The organism is Pontibacter chitinilyticus (genome assembly GCF_039748935.1).
In the GTDB taxonomy this organism is placed as follows: domain Bacteria; phylum Bacteroidota; class Bacteroidia; order Cytophagales; family Hymenobacteraceae; genus Pontibacter; species Pontibacter chitinilyticus.
Map to the genome: position 1 here is coordinate 188320 of NZ_JBDIZJ010000007.1, position 24496 is coordinate 212815.

22 protein-coding genes and 1 CRISPR repeat array are annotated in these 24496 nt (G+C 49.3%); of the genes, 9 read left to right on the forward strand and 13 right to left on the reverse strand.

The window, feature by feature from the left end:
* Positions 1-95 precede the first annotated feature (95 nt).
* The 4 genes from ABDW72_RS12710 to ABDW72_RS12725 form a co-directional block, all read right to left on the reverse strand.
* Positions 96-860, reverse strand: coding sequence for a YdcF family protein (locus tag ABDW72_RS12710; RefSeq protein ID WP_347158947.1), 765 nt, complete (start codon positions 858-860; stop codon positions 96-98).
* Positions 861-999: 139 nt separating this feature from the next.
* A complete protein-coding gene (locus ABDW72_RS12715) occupies positions 1000-1221 on the reverse strand; it encodes a DUF2905 domain-containing protein (RefSeq protein WP_347158948.1) in 222 nt (73 codons plus the stop codon).
* Positions 1222-1245: 24 nt separating this feature from the next.
* Positions 1246-1857, reverse strand: coding sequence for a hypothetical protein (locus ABDW72_RS12720; protein WP_347158949.1), 612 nt, complete (start codon positions 1855-1857; stop codon positions 1246-1248).
* Positions 1858-1873: 16 nt separating this feature from the next.
* Positions 1874-2704 carry a metallophosphoesterase family protein gene (locus tag ABDW72_RS12725; RefSeq protein ID WP_347158950.1) on the reverse strand — a complete coding sequence of 277 codons (831 nt, stop codon included), beginning with the start codon at positions 2702-2704 and terminating at the stop codon, positions 1874-1876.
* Positions 2705-2965: 261 nt separating this feature from the next.
* On the opposite strand from ABDW72_RS12725, the gene ABDW72_RS12730 reads away from it, so the two are divergent.
* Positions 2966-5425, forward strand: a complete 2460-nt coding sequence (locus tag ABDW72_RS12730; protein WP_347158951.1) for a type IA DNA topoisomerase — start codon at positions 2966-2968, stop codon at positions 5423-5425.
* Positions 5426-5484: 59 nt separating this feature from the next.
* On the opposite strand, the gene ABDW72_RS12735 is transcribed toward ABDW72_RS12730, so the two are convergent.
* Positions 5485-5895 (reverse strand): hypothetical protein, encoded by a 411-nt coding sequence (locus tag ABDW72_RS12735; protein ID WP_347158952.1) that lies wholly within the window; start codon positions 5893-5895, stop codon positions 5485-5487.
* Positions 5896-6344: 449 nt separating this feature from the next.
* Here ABDW72_RS12735 and ABDW72_RS12740 point away from each other — a divergent pair, with 449 nt between their 5' ends.
* On the forward strand, positions 6345-7265 hold the full coding sequence (locus tag ABDW72_RS12740) for an SWFGD domain-containing protein (protein WP_347158953.1): 921 nt from the start codon (positions 6345-6347) through the stop codon (positions 7263-7265).
* Positions 7266-7314: 49 nt separating this feature from the next.
* Here ABDW72_RS12740 and ABDW72_RS12745 read toward each other — a convergent pair whose 3' ends face one another.
* The gene (locus ABDW72_RS12745) at positions 7315-7446 is read right to left on the reverse strand and encodes a hypothetical protein (RefSeq protein WP_347158954.1); all 132 of its coding nucleotides are present in this window, start codon (positions 7444-7446) and stop codon (positions 7315-7317) included.
* 18 nt (positions 7447-7464) lie between these two features.
* On the opposite strand from ABDW72_RS12745, the gene ABDW72_RS12750 reads away from it, so the two are divergent.
* On the forward strand, positions 7465-8085 hold the full coding sequence (locus ABDW72_RS12750; RefSeq protein ID WP_347158955.1) for a porin family protein: 621 nt from the start codon (positions 7465-7467) through the stop codon (positions 8083-8085).
* A 168-nt stretch (positions 8086-8253) separates the two neighbouring features.
* On the opposite strand, the gene ABDW72_RS12755 is transcribed toward ABDW72_RS12750, so the two are convergent.
* The 4 genes from ABDW72_RS12755 to ABDW72_RS12770 form a co-directional block, all read right to left on the reverse strand.
* Complete coding sequence (locus ABDW72_RS12755) at positions 8254-8928, reverse strand: carbonic anhydrase (protein WP_347158956.1); 675 nt, start codon at positions 8926-8928, stop codon at positions 8254-8256.
* 41 nt (positions 8929-8969) lie between these two features.
* Entirely contained in the window at positions 8970-10544 is a 1575-nt protein-coding gene (locus ABDW72_RS12760; protein ID WP_347158957.1) for a SulP family inorganic anion transporter, read from the reverse strand.
* A 145-nt stretch (positions 10545-10689) separates the two neighbouring features.
* A complete protein-coding gene (locus ABDW72_RS12765) occupies positions 10690-12081 on the reverse strand; it encodes a HAMP domain-containing sensor histidine kinase (protein ID WP_347158958.1) in 1392 nt (463 codons plus the stop codon).
* Positions 12078-12758 carry a response regulator transcription factor gene (locus ABDW72_RS12770; RefSeq protein WP_347158959.1) on the reverse strand — a complete coding sequence of 227 codons (681 nt, stop codon included), beginning with the start codon at positions 12756-12758 and terminating at the stop codon, positions 12078-12080. The genes ABDW72_RS12765 and ABDW72_RS12770 overlap by 4 nt, the downstream gene beginning before the upstream one ends.
* 414 nt (positions 12759-13172) lie before the next feature.
* On the opposite strand from ABDW72_RS12770, the gene ABDW72_RS12775 reads away from it, so the two are divergent.
* From ABDW72_RS12775 to ABDW72_RS12785, 3 genes are all read left to right on the forward strand, one after another.
* Positions 13173-13337 carry a hypothetical protein gene (locus tag ABDW72_RS12775; protein ID WP_347158960.1) on the forward strand — a complete coding sequence of 55 codons (165 nt, stop codon included), beginning with the start codon at positions 13173-13175 and terminating at the stop codon, positions 13335-13337.
* Positions 13338-13422: 85 nt separating this feature from the next.
* Positions 13423-13572 (forward strand): hypothetical protein, encoded by a 150-nt coding sequence (locus tag ABDW72_RS12780; protein ID WP_347158961.1) that lies wholly within the window; start codon positions 13423-13425, stop codon positions 13570-13572.
* Complete coding sequence (locus ABDW72_RS12785; RefSeq protein ID WP_347158962.1) at positions 13566-13721, forward strand: hypothetical protein; 156 nt, start codon at positions 13566-13568, stop codon at positions 13719-13721. The genes ABDW72_RS12780 and ABDW72_RS12785 overlap by 7 nt, the downstream gene beginning before the upstream one ends.
* A gap of 31 nt (positions 13722-13752) precedes the next feature.
* Here ABDW72_RS12785 and ABDW72_RS12790 read toward each other — a convergent pair whose 3' ends face one another.
* The 3 genes from ABDW72_RS12790 to ABDW72_RS12800 all read right to left on the reverse strand — a co-directional run bounded on the left by ABDW72_RS12790 (position 13753) and on the right by ABDW72_RS12800 (position 19009).
* Entirely contained in the window at positions 13753-14112 is a 360-nt protein-coding gene (locus ABDW72_RS12790) for a DUF1801 domain-containing protein (RefSeq protein WP_347158963.1), read from the reverse strand.
* Positions 14113-14299: 187 nt separating this feature from the next.
* On the reverse strand, positions 14300-14944 hold the full coding sequence (locus tag ABDW72_RS12795; protein ID WP_347158964.1) for a DsbA family protein: 645 nt from the start codon (positions 14942-14944) through the stop codon (positions 14300-14302).
* A gap of 657 nt (positions 14945-15601) precedes the next feature.
* Positions 15602-19009 carry a ThuA domain-containing protein gene (locus tag ABDW72_RS12800; RefSeq protein ID WP_347158965.1) on the reverse strand — a complete coding sequence of 1136 codons (3408 nt, stop codon included), beginning with the start codon at positions 19007-19009 and terminating at the stop codon, positions 15602-15604.
* 492 nt (positions 19010-19501) lie between these two features.
* Here ABDW72_RS12800 and cas9 point away from each other — a divergent pair, with 492 nt between their 5' ends.
* From cas9 to cas2, 3 genes are read left to right on the forward strand one after another with little or no spacing between them, the layout of a single operon-like run.
* The gene (gene cas9 / locus ABDW72_RS12805; protein ID WP_347158966.1) at positions 19502-22651 is read left to right on the forward strand and encodes a type II CRISPR RNA-guided endonuclease Cas9; all 3150 of its coding nucleotides are present in this window, start codon (positions 19502-19504) and stop codon (positions 22649-22651) included.
* A 3-nt stretch (positions 22652-22654) separates the two neighbouring features.
* Positions 22655-23557: a type II CRISPR-associated endonuclease Cas1 gene (cas1, locus tag ABDW72_RS12810; protein WP_347158967.1), complete on the forward strand. Its 903-nt coding sequence runs from the start codon at positions 22655-22657 to the stop codon at positions 23555-23557.
* Positions 23542-23877 carry a CRISPR-associated endonuclease Cas2 gene (gene cas2 / locus ABDW72_RS12815; protein ID WP_347158968.1) on the forward strand — a complete coding sequence of 112 codons (336 nt, stop codon included), beginning with the start codon at positions 23542-23544 and terminating at the stop codon, positions 23875-23877. Before cas1 ends, cas2 begins: the two co-directional genes overlap by 16 nt.
* A 148-nt stretch (positions 23878-24025) precedes the next feature.
* A CRISPR array of direct repeats spans positions 24026-24457; the repeat unit is 37 nt; unit sequence ACTTTATACTTTAAATCTCTGAAATCAAATCACAACT.
* Positions 24458-24496 lie beyond the last annotated feature (39 nt).

Here is a 24496-nt window from a genome sequence, read left to right on the forward strand (position 1 = left end):
CCTTTGCGTCTATACTTGTTTTTATTCTCCCAAGCTCAGCAGAACAGCATGTGGTAGCTCCTAAAAAGCAACCAATAGCAACAAACAGGTTATACTTAGCAATACCCCATTGCTTTGTACACAACATAACCCGTGATCTCGTGGATGAGTAAATGCCAGAGCGCAAATGCATCGACGCTTGGCAGGATGATCTCGTCCGGGGTATAGCTCCGGGGCTGAGAATAAAAGTCAGTGCTGTACACATCGGGGTGCAGGCCTACTTTTTCAAAGCAACCAAGGGCACGCCGCATGTGGAAGGCCGAGGTAACCAGCAGTTGGCGCTTCCATTCCGGGTGCTGTGCCAGCACTTTTGCGGTATTTACGGCATTCTCGCGGGTGTTGCGGCTGTTGCTCTCGGTTATAATGTCTTCTTCCGGCACGCCAGCCATCAGCAAAATCTTCTCAATTTGTTCGGCCTCGGGTACCACCTCGGCCAATAGATGGCCATTCCCGCCTGATATCAGAAATTTATCAAATTTGCCCATCCGGTATAGTTGCAGCGGCTGCAGAAAGCGGTCTGCACCCTTGGCAGTGTGAATACGGTCCGGAATATCTTCCCTATACTTGGTAACGCCTGTCAGAATAATCGCCACATCATGATGTTGCACGTCTTTAACAGGCACCGCCGGCACCTCCCATGCGCGGATGGCTTCGTTTGCCAGAAAGGGATTACTTAGCACTACGAGCAGCACCACAGCAACAAGCAGGCACCTACGGCTCCACTTTACTGATCTCAGGAAAAGAGCTAAAAAAAGCAGCGCGAGTACCCAGAGCAGGGGCATCAGCAGGTAATCCAGCGTTTTGGATAGTATAAAATACATAAAGTTTGTTTCAGAACAGCAGCAGGCCCAGACCAGGTGAATGATGGACTCGACGCCTGCTGTATTTAGCTTGCCAGGAGCCGCGCGTTTTTGCCGCGGCAAGATAGGAAAGTATAGCCCAAGCCTGCAACAGCTGGGGTTAAAGGAACCTGCGGAACACCCACAGCAGCAAGGAGAGCAGGATGCTCAGCAATAGCATACTGGTAATAGGTGCATAGAAACGCACGTTTTTACGTTCGATGCGGATGTCGCCGGGCAGGTGGCCAAACCAGTTCAGTTTGTCGCCGGCCAGCCACACGGCTAATCCGACTATCACCAGCACCACGCCAAGTATCACAATAGTTTTCCCGATCGGCTGCATAAATTTTATACTATCGGCAACATACTACCTGAAACTGGCCCGCAGCCCAACACCAAAATTGACTATATCCCAGGCATTCAGCGTCGGATCTTTTATGGCAGATGTCACGATCAGATCATATGTATCTATATTGCCATAAAGGCTCAGTTCGCGGAAGGTAGTATTGTGCGGCAGTTCATAATTGATGGCAGGCCCTAAACCGCCGGTTACCCGCAGGCTGCTTGTCCACCAGTAATAATCGTTGGTAGGGTACGCATTAGACCAGTTGGTAGAGAACTGGCTTCTGAAATAATAGCTAAGACCCAGGCTAACGCGCAGCGGCGTAACAGAAAAGCGGTTTTTTAGTGGCACTTTCTGGAAGGGCTTGTACACTACCCTAAAGGTGCCAATATGCAGCGCCTCTTCTGCGTCAAACTTAGGCACATAGCCGTAAAACAGCTCAAGGTTCAGTTTATCGTGCGCCAGGCTGTAGCTTGGCGCAATGGCAAACATGCCAATATTGCCTGCAAACTGCAGTGTAACCGCATCCGGCGCATACCATTTGCGAGTAGTAGTGCTGTCGCGAGAATCCTGGGCGTGTGCAAGAGCAGGAATTGTTGTCAGGCAAACCAGCACCAGTAGTATTTTATAGTTCATGTTGTATTGCGCTTCGTTAATAGGTAATCCGTTCGAAACTGACCTGATCGCCTATGACGGTAAACAGGAGATATTCCCGGTCCTCGGCAGTGGTCGTCTCCACATAAGGAACAGTGTCGTCGTAAGGCCGCGAATATTTAAAGCTGTGGTTATGGCCATGCAGCGAGAAAGCAACTTTATACTTGCTGAGCAACTGGTAATAGCGTTGTGTATTCTCCTGCCCGAACTCATAGTTCTCCGGCGGAATATGCGATAGCACAAACACGTTGTCGTAGCCGGTAGAAGCCGCCAGTTCCTTCTCAAGCCAGTCCAGGTCGGGTACCTTTTCGTCAAATTCAATATAGTTGGTATTCAGCAGGATGAACTTGCTGTTGCCCACTGCAAAGCTGGTGTTGTAATCACCATACATGGCTTTAAATACCTGCTGCCCATTGTTTACCGAATCATGGTTTCCCACGACGGCCACATAGGGCATCACCAGACTATGAAAGCTTTTGTGGATCATTTTAAACTCCTTTGCCAAGCCAAAGTCCGTCAGGTCGCCACCCAGCAGTAGAAAGTTAGCATTGGCGTGGTGCTGATTGATATCCCGCACCATGGCGGCATCCTCCTCATAAAAGCCCTGTACATCGGCCGTCAGGATAAAGCGGAGTGTATCTGTGGGAGCGAGGTGCTGTGCTTCAATTTTGGCGATGTTGCGCTGGTTTATATTTTTTTCGGAATCATCGAGCCGGATCTCGTACGGGCTATATTCAAATTCTTCGCACGCCTGGCTGGCAAGCGCCAGCAGCAGGCACACGGCCGGCAACAGAAAAGGACGACCGGTTAGTTTGAGCTTCTGTAACATATTCTTAATTCACAGGCTTTTCGCGGGCAGGAGCAGTTGCTTTACAGTAAAGTTTATACGTGCTGCCACTTTAGCCATTCAACTGGTTTAAATTATATTACCGCAGTATACTTATAACACCATATTCTTGTTGCCGGCTTCTACCTGCCTGCCCCGGGCTGTGTGGTTCCTGCGGGTGCAGATAGTGGTGCCTGCACTGCTGAAATACGGCCGGAAATTCGTAAATTTGACTTCTATTACAACCTGTAAAATTCAATTCGTTTGAAAGTTTGCATTGCTGAGAAACCGAGTGTAGCCCGTGAAATTGCGTTGGTGCTGGGTGCCAAAACCAGGAAAGACGGCTACTATGAGGGCAACGGCTACCAGGTTACCTGGACCTTCGGGCACTTTTGTACCCTGCGCGAGCCCGACGACTACCGCCCCGAGTGGAAGCGCTGGAGCCTCTATGACCTGCCCATGCTACCCGACAAGTATGGCATCAAACTGATGAAGGACAGCGGCGTGCAAAAGCAATTTCACATCATCAAACAGCTGCTGGACAAAGCCGACGAAGTGATCAACTGCGGCGACGCCGGCCAGGAAGGAGAAGTGATTCAACGTTGGGTGCTAACCGAGGCCAAGTATAAACGGCCGTTTAAACGCCTGTGGATTTCCTCACTCACAGAGGAAGCTATCCGGCAGGGCTTTGCCCAACTGCGTGAAGGCGCTGAGTTCGACCTGCTGTACCAGGCAGGCAAGAGCCGCGCCATTGGCGACTGGCTGCTGGGCCTGAATGCGACGCGCCTGTTTACCTTAAAGTATGCGCAGGGCCGTCAGACACTCTCCATCGGCCGTGTGCAGACGCCCACGCTGGCCATGCTCGTAAACCGCCACCACGAGATCGCCAATTTTGTGCCCCAGCCATACTGGGAGCTCAAAACCGTATACCGCGATACCACCTTTGCCAGCACCAACGGCCGTTTTCAGAAACAAGAAGAGGCGCAGCAGATTATGGAAGCGATCAAAGAAGCGGAGCTGACGGTGACGGATGTGGAAACGAAAAAAGGTACTGAGTCGCCGCCCAAGCTTTTTGACCTGACCTCGCTGCAGATCGAGTGCAACAACAAACTGAGCATGTCGGCAGACGAGACGTTGAAGACCGTACAAAGCCTGTATGAGAAGAAGGTGGTCTCCTATCCGCGTGTAGATACTGTGTTTCTGCCGGATGATATTTACCCGAAAATTCCCAGTATTTTGCAGGGCCTGAGCAACTATCGCCAGGAAGTAGCGCCGCTGCTGGAGGGCAAGATCCGGAAAAGTAAAAAAGTCTTCAACAACAACAAAGTCACCGATCATCACGCCATCATTCCTACAGGGGCAAGCGCCGGCAGCCTGTATGGGCGCGAAGCCGACGTCTATGACATCATCACACGCCGCTTTCTGGCCGCTTTTTACCCGGATTGTATCGTGAGCAATACCACTGTTATGGCCGAGTCGGCGGGGTATACGTTCCGGGTGCGGGGCAAGCAGATTCTGGAACCGGGCTGGCGCGTGCTGTATGGCGCCGAAGACGTGAAAGAACAGCCTGCCACATCCACCAAAGATGGCGAGAACAAGGAGGAAGAAGAAACAGCAGGCGTGCTACCGCACTTCGATAAAGGCGAACACGGACCGCACGCGCCGCTGCTGGAGAAGAAAATGACCAGCCCGCCAAAGGAGTATACCGAGGCCACGCTGCTGCGCGCCATGGAAACCGCCGGCCGCCAAATGGATGACGATGAACTGAAAGAGGCGCTGAAAGAAAATGGTATCGGCCGCCCTTCTACCCGCGCTGCTATTATCGAAACGCTGTTCAAGCGCCAGTACATCCGCAAAGAGAAAAAGAAGATCGTGCCGACGCAAATGGGCATCGACCTGATCGGCGTAATCCCGAACCAGACGTTAAAATCGGCTGAGATGACGGGGCAGTGGGAACGCAAGCTGCGCCAGATAGAAGGTGGCGAGTTTAAGGCCGACGCTTTTTTGCAGGAACTTCAGGAGTTTGTAGTGACATTGGTGCAGGAAGTAAAGTATGACAGAGCAACCGTAACTCTGGAGCCGCAGCCAGAAGCACCAAAATCTGCCGCCGCTAAAGCACAGCAGAAGAAAACCGCCAAGACTGCTGCGCCCAAAACTGCCGCAGCACCCACACATGGGCTTGGCACCTGCCCAGCCTGCAAAGAAGGGCACATTCTGAAAGGCGCAAAAGCCTTTGGCTGCATCCGCTATAAAGAAGGTTGCCGTTTTCTTATCCCGATTGAGCAACATGGTAAGCAACTGACAGAAAAGCAGGTACAGGCCTTGCTAAGCAAAGGCAAATCGCCTGTTATAAAAGGCTTTACCAATGCACAGGGCGAAAGCTTCGATGCCATACTTACGCTGGATGCACAACAGCAACTGGCAGTGCAACCAGTAGAGAAAGCGATTGCCGCAGACCCTTTTGAAACCTGCCCGCGCTGCAAACAGGGCAAGCTGCTGAAAGGAAAGGCGGCGTATGGCTGCAGCCGTTTCCGGGAAGGCTGCCATTTTCTGGTGCCTTTTGAAAAAGGCGGCAAGCAGCTCTCCGAAAAACAGCTGGCGGCCCTGTTACTCAAAGGCAAAACACCCAAAATAAAAGGTTTTACTTCGGAGAAGACGGGGCAGACCTTTGATGCAGCACTTGCCCTCAACGAGCAGTGGCAGGTGGTTTATCAATTCGATTAAATGCAAAAGCGGCCACTATATGCATATAGTGGCCGCTTTTATACTATGTGTTGGCAGGCCTACTTTACATTAAACTTTACTTCCTGCACTGTTACGTTGGTGCGCTTGTCTGTGGCGGTAACTATAAGGGTATAGCTGCCGGGCATAAAATTACTCGACGTTAACAGTGTGTCGAACTCCAGCACTGCTTTGTCGGCAAACTTGGTAAAATTCACCAACGGCTTTTCACCAGCCCCCGCCTTCACCACAAAATCGATTCCTTTAAACTGGTCCTTATCTACTGCCGTGATATTAACACGGAGCCCGTTCGTGGCAGTTACAGTTTGATTATTGGATGGGTTATTTACAGTGATGCTGGGCTTGGATCCATCGGGTTGCAAACTCCCGTTTTCAAACAGATCCTCGCATGATGTAAGCGCTAGCGAGCTTACCGCTGCCATAGTCGCCAGTATTGTTTTTATTCTTATCATGTTGTAGCTAAAAAGTACTGTTGTTTTATCTGTTTCGCTAAGTAGCGACCGCTAATAATAATCTCTAAACAACTCCCGCTAAGTTACTAAGGAAGTTTATTTTTCAAAACCTGATTGTAAAAAAATTCCAATTTTGCTAACAACATTTATTCAAAATGAGTGCAATAAAAGATAGCTACTTTGCTTACAAAGCCTATTTATGCGATAAAATCAATTTATATAAGTATATAGTCAAACTTTATCTTATTAATTTATAATACAATTATCTACAATGAGTTCAACTAGTGTTAAGATGGCTGGACCGAAGCATGGCCGCACCCAGGTGGAGAACTAATCTGCAGCAGTGCCATATAAAACTTATAACCTTCGTAGTCGTAAAAAATACTATAGCCGCGGTTTAACTGTGGCAGTATAAGAAAGAAATTTTTTAACCTATAAAACCTGACACTATGAGAAGCTATGAAAATTCGGGATATAACCCGTACAACGACAATCAGCGTTCAGAATCAATGAGCGCAGGACGAAATTATTATTCTAACGACTACGAACTAGGTAACGGAAACCGAAGCAACAGCTTTGCCAGCAACCGCAGAGATGGTATGGGTTCCGGCCGTGACTCTTTTGCAAACTCCGGCTACGGCAGCTCCAGCTACAATAACAGCTTTGGCAACGACTCCGGATCAAGGTCAAACTACGGATCAGGCTATGGTTCTAGTGCCAATGATGGCTACAGCAGCAGGTCCAGTTATGGTTCCGGTAATAACAGCTACAGCGGTAACTACGGTTCTTCTGGCTATGGCAGCTCCGACAGAAATCGTTATGGCTCACAAGGCAACTATGGCTCGTCTAATAACTACGACCAGGACCGCTACAGCCAGAGCAGTGACTGGAACAACAGATCTAACAACGATAACAGCATCTGGGACCGTACCAAGAACAGCGTGTCCAACGCCTGGGACAATGTAACCGGCGATAACGACAGAGATAACAGAGACAATAACTACAGAGGCTCGTCGTACAACCGCGATAACAACTACAATCGCTATGGTTCCGGTTCGTCTTACGGCAGTGGCTACAGCTCAGGTGGCTATGGCTCCTCGTCATACAACGACTATGACAGAGACCGCAACTATGGCTCTTCTGCCGGAAACCGTTATAACAACGACTACGACAGGAACCGCAACAGCGACCGTGGCTTCTTCGACAAAGCCGGCGACGAGATAAAGTCCTGGTTTGGCGATGATGACGCAGAGCGCAGAAGAAGAAGAGATGAGCGCTATGACGGCGGCACCAATTATGGTGGCAGCAACACCTCTTATGGACCTCCGTACTCTTACGGATCTTCATCACGCAGAGACTATGAGTGGTAGGTTATCTGCCGGTTGCCGTATACTTGCGGCTCCCTGCAGTAACCAAGCCTTAGAATAGTGGATGTATCTCCACAGGAAAGCCCCCCTGCTCCGGCAGCGGGGCTTTTTGCTTTTCATGCGGCATTACCACCAGGTTTTTATACTTTTGCCCCGCCACAGCAGCGCCGCTGCCGGCATCCAAACCCTTATACTTTAGTTTATGAAAAACCTTATACTGGTAGTTATATTTGCCTTGATGGCAGGCATGGTAAGCGCGCAGAGCGCCGGTATAAAAGCCGGTTTAAACTACACCTCCTTTACAGGTGATGCGGCCGGCAACTTCGACTACCGCCCTGCTTATACTATAGGCGTACTGGCGCGCACCGGTCTGAACGACCTCATCGGCGTGCAAACAGAAGTACTTTATACATCCAAAGGCGGTAAGATCGAAACGACACAGAACAGCACAACCACTGAGAGCAGCACACGCCTGAATTACCTCGATTTGCCGGTACTGTTGAGCGTGCAGACAAATGGCCTTTTCTTTGAACTGGGGCCGCAGGTGTCTTTCCTGCTGAAGGGCCGGCAGGTATCGGAGGTAACCACCACATCGGGTAGCCGCACAACTACAACTAAAACTGAGGTGGACATTACGGATGACCCCTACCCTATTGATTTTGGCTATGCGGCCGGACTTGGCTATCGTTTGGCGAATGGCTTCGGCATCGGTTTCCGCTATAATGGCGGGCTTAAGAATGTGGATGATGAAGGCAGTTATGAAGGAAAATCACGCCACAACACCAGCTTTCAGCTAACGCTGAGCTATACGACCAGCCGTTAAAGCTTTTCGGTTGCTTTTGCCAGCTATGGCTTCGTATCTACTGCTTCTGAGAGTAACTGTATACAATAGTTATACTTGCTAAGTTAAAATGATACGTGCACAGCATTAATAAATCAAAGCCCCCGTCATCTAGACAGGGGCTTCTTGATTAAACTACACCTCACTCTACTATTCTGCGGCTTCCTGTGCTTCAATTTCCGCTTCTACGTTCAGCTCTATATCACCCTGCACCCCATAAATGTGTTCATAGCGTTTAAAAGCGTTCACATCAATGTTGAGGTTGCGGAGCAGGCCTTCTTCAATATCGTAAACCAAGCCATGTAATTTGGGCGGATTACCAGATTGCATGGCATTCTGGATGATAGAAGTCTTTGACAGATTGTGTACCTGCTCGATCACGTTTAACTCCACCAATCGGCGCAGGCGCAGCTCCTCATCAAACAGGCTCATTACCTCGCGTTCGTGCAGCCGGATGACGTCTTTGATGTTGCGCAGCCAGTTATCGATCAGGCCATATTGCTTGTTGCTGGCGGCCGCAGCCACGCCTCCGCACCCATAATGCCCGCATACAATGATGTCTTTTACCTTCAACACGTCTACGGCATACTGCAGCACCGAGAGCAGGTTTACATCGGTATGCACCACCAGGTTGGCAATGTTGCGGTGCACGAACATCTCGCCCGGCCCTGTGCCCGAAATCTCCCCGGCCGGCACACGGCTGTCGGAGCAACCGATGAAGAGGTAACGGGGCTCCTGCCCCATCGCCAGCTTTTTAAAGTAATCTTTATCCTCCCGCAGTTTTTGCGTTACCCATTTCCTATTGTTCTCAAATATCTTTTCCATGGCTATTTTCTTATTCTGTAAGTATGGCTGTTTATATTAGCTTAGTGCATGCTCATTACCTGCACTTCCGGCACATTCCGTAGCTCCACATCGATGTTGCGCTCGTGGGCTGTTTTCTTAAACTCCTGGATCGCTTCCACCACATCGTAGTCGATGTAGGCAGAGTTCTCCGCGTCGATGATCACATGGCTGTTGGGTGGCAGGTGATCGAGAGTTAAGATGATGCTGGCTTTGTTCAGGAATGACACATGCTCGCTTAATTTAATGTGGATCTTCTCCCGGTTCTTATGTTCCTCTTTGTGATAAAAGTAAGGAGATTTGTAGTTGGCTTTCAGGATGTATAATACTCCGATGCCGAGGCCAATGCAAATGCCTACCAGCAGGTCCGTCATCAGAATAGCTACAATGGTTACAAAGAAAGGGATGAACTGGTCCAGCCCCAGTTTCAGTTGGGCTTTATACAGGCTGGGTTTGGTGAGTTTATACCCCACCAGCAACAGCACAGCCGCCAACGCTGACAGCGGTACCTGGTTTAGGAATCCGGCCAGGAAAAGCACGGCAAATACCAGCAGCAGGCCATGTACAAAAGCCGATACTTTGGTTTGGCCGCCGCTTGCCACATTTGCAGAGCTACGCACAATTACGGCTGTCATGGGCAAGCCCCCGATCAGGCCGCTGATGATGTTGCCAATGCCCTGCGCCTTCAGTTCGCGGTTAGTAGGCGTGCGTCGCTTGTGCGGGTCCAGCTTGTCTACAGCTTCCACGCTCAGGAGCGTTTCGAGACTGGCTACAATGGCAATTGTAAAGGCCACCACATACACTGTAGGGTTGGCAAACTGCGAGAAATTAGGGAAGCGGATCTCCTGGCTCATACTTTGCCAATCATTGATGATCGGCAGGTTGACCAGGTGGGTGCTGGCTACTGCCCACGTTGGCAGCGCCTCCTGAAAGAACAAGTTTGCCGCCACCGATACCAATACGACAATCAGGGCGCCGGGCACCAGTTTGAAGAACTTATACTTCTTTAATGTCGCATTTTCCCACACAATCAGAATACAGAGGGAGAGCAGGCCAATTACAAAGGCACCTTTGTTGATAGCGGCAAAGGCATGGCCCATTTCAGAAAAGGTGGTGCGGCCATCCGGCTGCAGGAAGTTCATCTCTCCGAAAAAGTCTTCATCAGCACCCAAGAAATGCGGAATCTGTTTCAGAATAAGTATAAGACCAATAGCGGCCAGCATGCCGCGGATCACAGCGGATGGAAAGTATAAACCGATCACTCCCGCTTTCAAAAAGCCTAACACCAGCTGCAACACGCCTGCCAATACTACAGCCAACAGGAAGTTCTCGTAGCCCTGAAGCGACTCGATGCCATTCAGCACAATCACCGTCAGACCTGCGGCAGGGCCACTCACACTCAGCTGCGAACCGCTCAGCCAGGCCACTACCACTCCCCCGACAATACCCGTGAGGATACCGGCAAACAGTGGTGCCCCCGAGGCGAGCGAAATGCCCAGGCACAGTGGCAAAGCCACCAAAAAAACCACTAATCCGGCGGGAATATCTTTCCCCAGGAAGGCGGTATACTTCTTCGATCCAGTTTCTAATTCTTGCATGTGCGCTTTATCCGTTTTGAGCGTCGGTTAGCGGCAGCACCATCTTCAAGGTGCTATACTTGCGCCAACGACTTTCTTATGTTACTGCAAACTTACAGCGGCAACATTAAGCCGGAATTAAAGCCACATTAAAAGGAGATTAAAATTAGAAATAGGGCGGCACAAAAACATAGGCCAGTGGCAAAGTTATACTTACTTCCGTGCCTTCGTTTATCCTGGACCGGACGGAGATGGTGCCCTGGTGTAATTTAAGAATGCGCTCGGCCAGCGGCAGCCCGATGCCATGCCCCGTGATAAACCGCACATTTTCAGCCCTGAAAAAAGGTACAAACACATGTTTCAGGTCTTCGGCCTCAATGCCTAAGCCTTTGTCCTGTACCTGTAACCGTACCTCCTGCTGCAGCACCTCCAACTGGCATTGCACGCTTTGGCCTTGGGGCGAGAACTTGAGAGCATTTTCCAGCACGTTTACCACAGCTATTAGCAGCAGTGCCTCGTTCCCTTTTATCACCAGCCGCTCTTCCTCCTCCGGAAAATTAATGAAGTCGATGTCGATTCGGGCATTAGGCTTTCGTTTCAGCGCCTGCTCGCGCGCCATCCATACCAGCTCATCGAACCGCAGGTGCTGCTGTTTTATTTTGGATGCATCTATACTCGCCTGCGCAATCTGGAGCAGGCCGTTGGAGAGCTCTGCCAGCAGCCGGGCATCTTCCAGCGTCGATTGCAGCACCCGCTGGTATTCCGCTGCCTCGCGTGGCTTCATAAGGGCCACTTCCAGCTCGCCCATCATGGCCGTAAGGGGCGTGCGCAGCTCATGTGAGGCATTGGACACAAAGGTGCTTTGCATTTCAAACGCCAGCTCCAGGCGGTCCAGCATGTTGTTAAAGGTCTGCGCCAGGTGCGATACTTCATCTTTGCCGGTGGCATTGCTCAGGCGCCGGTGCAGGTCCGAGGCACTGATCTTCTCCACTTCGCGCACGACATCTGTAATCGGGCGCATGGCCTGCTTCGCGAAGGCCCAGCCAGCCAGCAACACCACCACCATAGACCCAAGGAAGCCCACAATCAAGATAACTTTCAGGTGTTGCAGCTTCTGCAGGCTATACTCGTCCACGGAGGATGACAGCACCACGAAATCGCCTTGGTTATCAGGATAATAGATGCCAACAACCTGCCGCACGCCCTCTGCAAAACGCACTTCTTTGTGCAGCACAATCTGGTGGAGCTGTTGCTGGTCTACGCCCAGGTTTCCTTCGCCCTCTCCGAAGTATAAGGTGCCATCGGTGCGGTAAATGCGCACTGCTTCGTGGGGCAACACCTGGTAATAGAGTACTTGGTTGTGATGCTGCGCCACCGCGTCCTCTTCATCAGCCTCCAAAAAATGATGCGCTGCTACGTATGCCCTGCGCTCAATACGCTTGTAAAAATCGTCCTGCCGGTAAAGGGAGGTGAAGTAGTAAATCACCAGTGAGAACAGCACCAAAATAAGCGCGAAGATACTGGCGAACTGCAACGTTAGTTTGGCTCGGATGGTCATGCGTCCTCTTCTTTCAGTACATAGCCCATGCCTACCAGCGTATGAATGAGCCTCGCATTATGCCCTTTATCAATTTTTTTGCGCAGGAAATTGATATAAACATCGATCACGTTGCTGCCGGAGTCGAAGGAAGTTTCCCACACCTGCTCGGTTATGTCTACCCGCGACACCACCCGCCCCTGGTTACGCAGGAAATAGTGTAGCAGGGCAAACTCGCGGGCCGTTAGGTTGATGGGGTGGCCACCGCGCGTAACGGTTTTCTTCACCAAATCCATTTCCAGGTCGGCTATACTTAGCTTCTCACCATTGCTGTTATCGGTGCCGCGCCGTGTGAGCGCCCGGATGCGGGCCAGTAGCTCCTTGAACTCAAAGGGCTTGGTCAGGTAATCGTCGGCTCCAGCGTCCAATCCAGTAATCTTATCGTCGGTGGTGCCCAATGCCGTCAGCATAAGTATGGCCACAGAAGTATCGTGCCGCCGTATTTCACGACACACATCCAGGCCATTCATGTTGGGCAGTATAATGTCCAGAATTACCAGGTCATACGCGTGCTGCAGCGCCAGTTTCACCCCAAAGGTGCCATCATAGGCTTGGTCTACCTCATAGGTCTGCTCTTCCAGCCCCTTTTTGATGAAGGAAGCAACCTTCGGTTCATCCTCGATCAGCAGTATTCTCATAGTTATGCCCTGTGTTGTGTGGCTAGTACAGCCATCCTGCATGTAATATGTCGGACAGACAAATGTACGAAGTAGACTCAAAACTGCTAGCCTGCTCCTTTGTTGCTTTACTGCAGCAAAATAAGCACTGTTTCTGTTTCCTCACTATGGCATACGACCACGTTACAATCACCACCATCATGCCGGCCGGCAATACAAAAAGCTTACTTCCTGAACCTTTGGTTTACGATACTGGAGCCCTTTGGTGGCTTGAGAATCAACAGTATGGCCATCCTTTCAGATGCTCTATACGACTTGGGTGATTTGCTCTTGTTGGGCTGATATTTTGAGAAAGTAGCCAAGTGTGGCCGCTACGCGCAATACACATTTTGCTACATGTGTTTTTCGCTCCAGGGTGCTGGTGCTGTATGAAACGTGCCGTGCATCTGGCACCAGGAGCCGGTAAATGCTACAGGTATGATGGGCTTTGCTATAATTGGTTTTCTGGTAAACAGTACAGCAGTACTGCGCCTGAAGGCAGGCAGCTCGCTGAACGAACGCGTGGTGCGCCTGCACCTGATGGAAGTTATGCTGGGCTAGGTGGCGGTGCCGATAGGAGACGTTTCCCTTTACTTTTTAATGTGCCGGTTATCAACTTTTGTTGTCGCTGGGTATCACCTGTTATGTGCTTTACAATGCGGGGTACCACCTGTGCCAGAGTCTGAATACCCTGCTACAGGGTACGCCGGCCAACGTGAACCCGGCAAAAGTACAAGCGCGCCTGGAGCAGTCGCCCAACATTCAATCTGTCCACGACCTGCACACCTGGTGCTGAACGGATCCTACAACATCCTGATGCTGCACACCTTAGTGGAGCCTGGAATGCAGCTGCAGGATGTCGGAACTGTGAAACAACGTGTACGCGAGTCCATGGCTGCGATGATTATGAGCCATATAACCGTGAAGCTGGAGGCGCCGGATTAGCCCTGCCAGCAACACAATTTTAACTCGGAAATTAATTTTGATTCAGATGAACCGCTTCGCGCACCAGGTCAGCAAAGTATTCTTCGTCGATGTCGTCGAGCGTGCGGATCTTGATGTGGGGTGTCTGGCCATTGCGGCTAACAAGACGGCGGGACGGGTCGTGCAGCTCTTTGCCCCGGAAAAAGCCTAAATGTATGCCACTCCGGGACGGCGAGAAATAACAAACGGGTCCATAAAAGAAATAGCAGGCTTTATCCCAGCGAATGTTTTCTTCTAAATGGGCTACTGCAGATTTAATAATACGGCGCACTTCCTGTGCTAAGGGTTGTTTTTCGGGTGCCAAATGCCTGAGATACTCGTCTACCTGATTTGCTGTTGCTTTACTTCTCATATGCTACAGATCCTCGTAAAAGGGGAAAGATTTAATTTATTAAATATACGGATGTATTAATATTTTGGTCAACTTTAACCGTTCTTTTTTACATAAAAATATTAACATCATCCTATACTTTGTTCTTTCATCCTCTAAGTAGCTATATTTTAACTAGATACAAGTAAAAACAAATTGGCAAGCCGCATCAGGAACCCGACTGCTCCAGCACCTGTAGCAGCCGCTGCTCCAGTTCATCTAAAGGGCAGAATCCTCTGGAAAGTAGCTCCGTACCATGTGCCGTTGCCAGGTACACACCAGGTAAGCGGCCGGCAGTTAAGTGATCTACATACTCGAACTCATTTTTTAACTGCTCCGTTATTTCATCCGACTCAAACAGAGCCAGAAACAGATTCTCCGTAATACCGAAAAGGCGTGCGATACGGACCAGCACACCGGTGTTGGCAAGATCCAACCCATCGGCAAAGAAAGCAGAATGCATTGCGCGCAATACTTCCAGCGTAAGCACGGGCCGCAACAGGCGGATGCAGAGCAGGGCCTGGCAGGCCGGCTCGGTATTGAACACACAATTTTTCTGCAGGAAAAAACGGTAATCGAACGGTAGATAAGTGCGCTCCTGCACACGGTGCCACAGGAGGGCCATTTGTTGCTTCTGCTCAGGCAGCAATGGTTCTGTCGCGGGGGCCTGTAAATCGCCGAGCAGCACCTGCACATTCAGGCGCTTGTGCCAAAGCGCACGCAACCGGCGCAGCACCGGCGTCATGCCATAACACCACGTACACATCGGGTTGGTGATATAAATCAAAGTCAGGTTATCAGGTAAATACGCCATAGGCCATCTTGTTGGTCTCCAGGTTTGTTTTACCCTTCGTTGGGGAGAATGGTTAAAGAAAATGCCGGATGAGGTGCCGGAGCTAAATACTTTGGCAAATTGTGAAAGCAAAGGCTTTGCGCTTATTTTATCTGGAGATAGGCAGCAGTTTACTTCTCTCCTGCTATCCGGCAGGGCATTTCTTAATTTATTTGTTGGCTATACTTGCAAGCCCAAGCGAGTTCTTAGGTGCAAGTCGTATATTTGTTTGATAGCGTTTGTGTGCTCCGTTATACTTCCGTTGGTACTTGCTAGCTGCTATTTGCCTTTCCCTTGTGACTATACTTGAAAATCAAAATCTTCTACACGCTGCTATCGATCTGCTAGAACTGCCGGATTTCTTCTGTTTTATACTTGCCATACTTCATCTTTAGCTTGGGAACGCTTTGACCCGCACGAGCACATCGTTGCGTATGGCTTATTATAAACCTAACCCGTAACTGGCTCACAGAAGGGCCTTACGCCCATACACTACCAAGAACATACTTCATAAGTAGCTATAAAAACTAACAGCCCCAGCAGGTACTACTGCTGGGGCTGTTAGTTTTTATAGTCTTTTAATCAGACACCTATAACCAGATCATAAGATTATCAGGTGACTTATTTCAGAAATGCTTGTCAAGAATTGGCTGCAGGCAAGAACTGCACTGACTTCAGCAAAGGTCGCATCTGCTCGGATGTCAGTTGGCGCACCACAATGTATACATCGTGCTGTTTGCCTCCGCTTACCTGCTGCAACGGAATAGTAGTGGAGGTGTTTCCTTTGCTGGCTCCAAAACTTACTTCTCCTTCACCAATCTTCTGTCCGGTTGGCTTATCCAGGTGCACTTCTACCTGGTAGCGGCTAGCGGTTCCACTGCCCAGGCTGGTCAGGGTAATGCCACGGATGCCGGTCAGGTCCAGTTGAGCTTCTTTCAGCCATCCCTCTGCCGCCGGTAACAGTACGTAGCCTCTCACGCCCGACTCCTTGGTATCCATTCCTTTCATCTCATCAAAGTTCACCGCCTGAATCAGGCTGTTCCGCAGGTATACTGCCTGTGCATCAGATAAAGGACGAATGCCATTGCCACCCTGGTCGGTGTAAGAGGCCGTCAGCTTCAGCACGGTGTTGTCCTTCTTCGTGGCGTCTACTTTCGGATTGAGTGTTCCGCTGGCAGGGAGTGATTTTTTGGCATTTCCTTCGTCATTCAGCGACAGCACCCACTGCACAATTTGGCGGGCATCTGCATCGCTCATGTTCGGGTGTGCCGGCATGTTGGCCTCGCCCCATACACCACTTCCACCTTTCTGAATTTTATTCGTGAGGTGCGCATACGCCTGGGCATTGTCTTTATAATGAAGTGCTACCTGCTTAAATGCCGGCCCAATCGATTTTTCATTCAGTTGGTGGCATGACTTACAATCAGAGCTCATCATCAGGTTTTTGCCTTGTATGGCGCCAGATACTACCTGGTGTCCCATAGAGGCGCCAGCCATATCCTTGCCCTCTACATAATCAGCCGATACAAAGAGGTTGCTTGCCTCTACCTGGCCATCTGCATCCGTTACATTCACGCGGTAAGGCACCGGCCGGCCTTCAAAGTAAAAGCTGCTGTTGCCCTGCACGGCAATATCTACTTTTGGCTTCTCATTTCCGGCGTAAATGGTTACATCGTCGCTCTTTGCGGTGGCGTTGTCTTTATCCAGTACCTCCACACTGATTATATGATCGCCTGTATCGGCAAAAGTATACTGCAGGCTTGGCTCCTTTGTCTCTTTTACCTGCTTGTCGAGGTGCCAGCGGTAATGCAGTTCATCTTTTTCCGGATCAGATACTTTTACTTGTGCCGTAACGGTCAGCGGCGCTTTGCCACTGGTTTTGTCTACCGTCAGGTCCGTGATCATCGGTGGGCGATTGCCTGGCAAATAATCGATTCTGGAAAGGCCGGAATCATCATTTTTAGCAAACCAGCCGGAGCCATACTCCAGTACGTAGATCTTGCCATCTGGTCCTACCTCCATGTCTTCAGGAGCAGTAAGTTTGATATGCTCCATAAAAGGCTCAATCTTGTCCAGATCTCCGTTGGGCTTCAGCGTCAGCACTTTTATCCAGTTACGTACCCAGTCATAGATAAAGACCTTGCCATTGTAATAATCGGCATAGCGCGTCTCCTTCGGGTACATATCGGTGTAGTATACAGGCCCAGCCATGGCCGTACGACCACCTGTTCCTATGCTAGGAAAATCAGTAGTAGCGCCATATGGATACCAGATAAAGGCAGGTTGTGCCGGCGGCAACTGCTTTAGACCTGTGTTGTTGCGGGAGTCGTTTACAGGGTTAGCGGCTACAAAAGTTGGCCCTGACTCACCGGTTGCGTAGTTATAATGATGGTAGGCATAGTTGTTACCAATAAACAACGGCCAACCAAAATACCCCGGTTTGCGGGCCTGGTTTACTTCATCATACCCTTTTGGTCCACGGGTGTCCAGGCTATCTGCACCGGCATCCGGGCCCACATCGCCCCAATAGACATAGCCATTCTTCTGGTCTACAGAAATGCGGTAGGGATTGCGGTGCCCCATTGTATAGATCTCCGGACGTGTGTTAGGCGTGCCTTTCGGAAACAGGTTGCCCTCCGGAATGTCGTACGTGCCATCTTCGTTGATCTTAATGCGGATGATCTTGCCCCGCAGGTCGTTGGTATTGGAAGCGGTGCGGCGCGAATCAAACTGCTCATGTCCCGGCCGGTCGTCGAGTGGTGCGAACCCATGGCTCACATACTTCTGGCCTTTCTCATCAAAAGGAGTAGAGTTATCGCCGGTGGATAAATATAACATGTGGTTGGGCCCGAAAGCCACTGATCCACCTGTATGGCAGCAGATATTGCGTTGTGAGTAAAACTGCAGCACTACTTTTTCCGAACTGTTATCCAGTTTTCCGTTCTTGAATACAAAGCGGGAGAGTCGGTTAACCGACGTATCGGCCGGACTGTAGAACAGATAAACATAGTTGTTTTTGCTGAAATCCGGGTCTGCGGCAATGCCTAGCAGGCCTTCTTCAGCGTTCACTCCTTCAATGTTAGTCTTATAGTATACATTCAAAAAACCTACCTGCGACACGTCGCCTGTCTTTTGGCTGTACTGCATTAGTTCGCCACGGCGCTGCGCCACCAGAATGTCTTTACTAGGCAGTATGGCTATTTCGGTTGGTTCAAAGAACTTCCCGCGTGTGAGTGTTGTCTTCACAAAGCGGTTTTCTTCCGGTACCCGCTGTGTTTTCGCTTTATCATAAGCAAGTTTAGCATTATCGCCCATGGCGTATTTGATACCGCCTAACAGGTGCTGCAGGTACAGCGGGTCCTTGAATGACTCGTCGGTATGCCCTAATTCGGTGTAGAACGAACGGCCACCGTCATAATCGTGGTACCAGGCCATCGGGTGCTGGGCACCGTTTGTACCGCCTTCGTAGCTGCTTTCATCTATCGTCAGCAACACCTTGTTATCCGGGTTCAGCTGCTTAAAATTATACCACTCATCGGTGCGCTTCCAGGGGTCGGGCAGGTTCTTGGTGGCTGGATTGTTTTTATCGGCTACGTGCAGCACTGCCTCCTGTATTTTCGGGTGCCCATTAAAGTAAGCACCTACCAGGCGGCCATACCAGCCCCAGTCATACTCAGTATCTGTAGCGGCATGCACGCCTACGAAACCACCGCCGGACTGTATGTAGCGCTCAAAGTCAGCTTCCTGGTAATTGTTCAGCACATCGCCGGTGGTGCTCAGAAACACAACTGCAGCATACTGCTGCAAACTGTCTTCGTTGAAATAAGATGCGTTGGTGGTCGTATCTACCTCAAAGCCATTTTCGGCACCCAGCTTGAGGAGGGCCGCGTTGCCAGCTGCGATGGAGGCGTGGTGGTAGCCACTGGTTTTGCTGAATACCAGCACTTTAGGTTTTCCGGGCCGCACATTATTGCTGCACGAAAAAAGCGTGAACGCGCCTACCAGGCTGAGGTAAAAGGCGCTTTTAAATAAAGCCTTCGTTATCATGTAATTTAGTATAGGGCTATGGTTTAGTGATGTAAGGTGTACGCTTTGAGTTGAACTGATCCGCCATTCGGGCTTTGCAAACAGAAGCGAAGCAGGCGAAGGTTAGGCTTTACCTGAGTAATCACTTCCGCTTTCAGTTAGCAGCTTTTCTTTTCTATGAATGAACCTCTAAGTTTAAGCATTTTCTTTCAAAGTGACAACAAAGATTATTCTGCAGAAGTTGTTAAATAAATTCAAAATGATTGCGGCAGAGAGAGATAAGCTTGTTGACCTCGCTATAAAAGGAGAATGCAGCTCATTCTTATAAATAAGACAGGAAGTATGTTGAGATATTTCTTGAGCTAACATATACAAAAATGGGCGCTACCGAAGCAGCGCCCAAGACTTTCGTCTACGGGATTTTTCACCCTTATTGTGACAAGATTTCAGAGATTATTTTGTCATTGTTAGTCCAAAGATATATATTGATATTACAACAACAAACTTTTAGCTATGAAAATTTTAGGACTAGACCTGGGCACCAACTCTATTGGCTGGTCAGTGATTGATGATACCGCAAAACAAATACTTGGCGCAGGTGCACACATATTCCCGATAGGTGTGAATGTAGATGCCAAAAGCAAAGCCGAAACCTCGAAGAATGCAAAGCGGCGGGAACATCGCCAGAAAAGACGACAGCTTTTCCGCCGCAAGTTCCGAAACAACTTGCTACAAAAGGCGCTCAAACAGGCAGATTTGATGCCCGCCACACTTGAAGCGAACGATCCTTTCTGGCAAGAATGCCCCTATCTGCTCCGAAAAAAAGCATTGGCTGAGCCACTCACCTCGCACGAATTGGGCCGTGTCATTTTCCACCTGAACCAGCGCCGCGGCTTTAAGAGCAACCGAAAGTCAGGCACGAATGAAGAAGGTGCCCTTTTCAAAGGCGGGAATGGCAAAACCGGTATTGACGATACGCTGGCCGAGTGGCAGCAGGGCGGCTTTAAAACCTTCGGCTCGTACCTGGCTTCGCTGGACCCCCATGTGCAACGCCTCCGCAACCGCTATACTTTGCGCAGCTGGTTTGAGCAGGAAATGGAGGAGATCTGGCACGTGCAGCAACAGTATCACCCGGATAAACTCACTCCTAAACTGAAACAGCAGCTGACTTCACCGGACTTCGGTATCATGTTTTTTCAGCGGCCACTTAAATCGCAGAAGCACCTGGTTGGCAAGTGTACCCTGGAACCACAGAAGCCGCGTGTGCCCATCAGTCACCCTGATTTTGAAGAGTTCAGGATGTGGCAGGTCATCAATAACCTGCAGGTGGCCGGACCGGGCCGGTTTAACGAGCCGCTGGACGATGAAGAGAAAACCAAACTCGTAGAACTGTTCTACACCAAAGACAAAATTAAACCTACCGATATCCGCAAAAAGCTGAAACTGACGGAGGACTATACTTTTAACTATGAAGAGGGTGAGCAGTTTACGGGCAACGAAACAAGTATAAAGCTCTCTAAGCTATTCGGCAAAGCTGTTTGGGAAACCCTGCCCGACGAAGACAAAACCTTGCGTACTTCCAAAACAGTTGAGAAAAACATCACCAAGCTGGATGTATGGCATACCTTGTTTTTTGCACAGGATTCTGACTGGCTTAAAATATATGCTGCTGAAAAATGGGGCTTCGACGAAAAGCAGCTGGAGAAACTGGCAAAAACACACCTGAAAGAAGGGTATGGCAGCCTGAGCCTGAAAGCTATCCGAAAGATGCTGCCTTTCTTACGCCAAGGGGAAAGGTATGACAAAGCAGCACAGCTGGCCGGCTATCACCACAGCCAGGTAAGTGAGTATAAAACCGGATTGGAGAAGCTGGAAGACCCAAAAAACATGCGCAACCCCATTGTGCAGCAGGCGCTGCATGAGATACGCACCCTTGTAAACCAGCTGCTGCAACAGTATGGCAAGTTCGATATCATAAGGGTGGAGCTTGCCCGCGACCTGAAAGTATCGGCTACAAAAAGAGCAGACATCAGAATTGAGCAGTTAAAGAACAGAGCCCGTAACGAGCGCTATTACCAGGAACTGATCAAACAAGGGATCAATCGCCCAAGCAAAAACGATATTGATAAGTACCAGCTTTGGGAAGAATGCAAGAAGATCTGCCCCTACACTGGTAGAGCCATCAGCTTCAGCGACCTGTTCGAATATGGCCGCTTTGATATTGAACACATACTGCCTTACAGCCGAACTCTGGACGATAGTATTGCGAACAAAACGTTGTGCGAGAAAGAGTTTAACATTAAAAAAGGAAACAAAACACCACACGAATGCCTGAGTGGCGATAAAGCTAACTACCTGCTGGTGCTGGAGCGTGTTCAGAAAAACATGCCGCGTAAACTGGCCAGGTTTAAGCAGGAGAAAATTGAGGAGGATTTTGCACAGAAACAGCTGAACGATACCCGCTACATCAGTAAAGAAGCGAAAGCATACCTGAAAAGTATTTGCGACCGTGTAGATGTAGCCACCGGTACCACCACAGCACCCTTGCGCCACTACTGGGGCTTAAACTCGATCCTGAACCAGGATAAAAACAAGAAGACCCGCGACGACCACCGTCACCACGCCGTGGACGCCCTGGTGGTAGCTTTAACTACGCCACGCATGCTGCAGGAACTGAGCCGCTGGAACAGCCTGGACCGCTCTCCGCAGATGCACAATTTTGAAATACCCTGGGATACCTTTTACCGCGATGCCAGAACAGCCATTGAAAACATACTGGTATCGCAGAAAAAGAACAGCAAAACGGTAACCTCCTGGAACAGGAAAGTAAAAGACAAAGACGGAAAAGCTACTACACTGCGGCAGGTGTCGGCACGAGGGCAACTGCACAAGGAGACGGTCTACGGTAAAAGGATAGACTTATTTAGTAAAAAGGATTCTGTGGAATATGGCGAAGAATTCTACGCAGTCAGAAAACCGCTGTCAGAACTATCAAAAACAATGATTAACAATATCATAGATCCTGTTATCAAAACAATTATTAAAGAACGCTTAAAAGAGTATAATATTTGTATTGATTCCGAAGCAGAAATACCAAAAAATGTTCTTAAGGTAGCTTTCAATGATCCGCTTTACATGCCAAACAAGAGAGGTAAAAGTGGCAGGCAAAATGAAATCAAAAAGGTAAGAGTAAGAGTGCCATCCACAAAGATGCTTAAGCTAAAAGACAATATTAACCAATGGGTAGAGCCAGGGAATAACCACCATGTGACTATATTCAGAGGAGTAGATGGAAAGTTATATGATGAGGTGATTTCCTTCAAGGAAGCGGTAGAAAGAAAGAGGCAAAACTTACCTGTGCACAAAACTAAATCGGACAAAGGAGATATAGCTATCACAATAATTGAAAACAATGATTTTTTCTTGCTAGGTCTTTCAGAAGATCAAATTAGCTGGAATGGCCTAGAGCAGAAAGAGCTAACTAAACATTTGTATAGAGTAAGAGCAATTTCGGGTGGTTATTACAATTTTATGCATCATTGCGCCGCTTCGTTGAATAACAAGAAACAAGAAGAAATCATCATTGCAAGTTTTAGTAAGTGGGAAAGACTGTCTCCAATCAAAGTTAAAATAACGCCAACCGGACAACTAAAGAAAGTATAGCCTATGCTGAAACGGACGATATACCTGGGCTCTCCGCTGGATATGAACATCCGGCTGGAGCAGTTAGTACTGGTAAACCGTGAAACAGGCGAAATAAACAAAGTGCCTGTAGAAGATCTGGGCGTAGTCGTGCTGGACCACCCGGAGCTGATCTACTCGCAAGCCGTAATGCAGAAGCTATTGGCGAATAACACAGCAGTAATATACTGTGACGAGAAGCACCACCCCACCGGTCTGCTGTTGCCACTTTGCGGGCATTCGGTGCAGAACGAGCGGTTCCGGCAGCAGCTGTCAGCCAAAAAGCCTTTACAAAAACAGCTCTGGCAGCAAACTGTACAAGCTAAAATAAGAAACCAGGCTTTGCTGCTGCGATACCACGAGCTGCCCCACGAGCCCTTGCTCCGGTTCTGGAAAGAAGTGCGAAGCGGCGACAGCACTAACCTGGAGGCCCGGGCAGCACGGCACTATTGGCAGCATGTGTTCTCGCCACTACCCTTCCGCCGCGATCGTTTTGGCGAAGCGCCCAATAACCTACTAAACTATGGCTATGCCATACTACGGGCAGCCGTGGCAAGGGCACTGGTAAGTTCCGGCTTATTGCCTACCATTGGCATACACCACCACAACCGCTACAATGCTTACTGCCTCGCCGATGATATCATGGAGCCGTACCGCCCTGTGGTAGATAGGGCCGTAAAGCAGCTGATTTGCCAGTACTCCGATTGCAGCGAGCTAACCAAGCCCATGAAGGCCATCTTATTGCAAACCCTAACACACGATGTGCGCATTAACGGCGAGATCAGCCCCCTGTTGGTTGGCCTGAATAAAACCACCACCTCGCTGGTAGCTTGCTTTGCCGGCGAGAGAGATGACATCGCTTACCCTGAACTATGCAAAACAGACTAAACGCCTATCGCAGTATGTGGCTATTCGTTTTCTTTGACCTCCCCACCGAAACTAAGCAAGACCGTCGTGAATATACCACTTTTCGGAAACGGCTGCAGAAAGACGGCTTCAGCATGATGCAGTACTCGGTGTACACGCGCCACTGCGCCAGCCGCGAAAGCGCCGATGTACACGTAAACAGGGTAAAGCAAATGCTCCCGCCTAAGGGGTTGGTAACCATTGCCCAGTTCACAGATAAGCAGTATGGCCGCATCATCAACTTCTGGGGCAATGGCAGAAAGGCTGTAGCCCCTGCCCCTAAACAACTCGAAATGTTTTAACGCAAAAAGCCCTGCCGAACTGTCAGTGCCGGCAGGGCTTTTGCTTTAAAAAGTATAAAACCTGTTGTGATACATAAGGTATGAGAAGCATTTTTCATGCAAAACACACTTGTAACTACCTATAAATAAACACCTTACACAGCTATCTACTTTATACTTTAAATCTCTGAAATCAAATCACAACTGCCGCGCTAAGAGTAACTTTTTGTTGAATACTTTATACTTTAAATCTCTGAAATCAAATCACAACTAGGTATGTCACCAGCCGAACCACTGCTCACTTTATACTTTAAATCTCTGAAATCAAATCACAACTCATACTTCTTAGTACCTAGAAGACTATATACTTTATACTTTAAATCTCTGAAATCAAATCACAACTGCTGATGTTGGACGTATCGAGGGAAGCCGACTTTATACTTTAAATCTCTGAAATCAAATCACAACTTGTCGGAGGCGGCCAGCTCTGCCAGCCGGACTTTATACTTTAAATCTCTGAAATCAAATCACAACTCGGTGGCTGTCGGGTCCGTGGTCGTGATGACTTTATACTTTAAATCTCTGAAATCAAATCACAACTCGGTGGCTGTCGGGTCCGTGGTCGTGATGACTTTATACT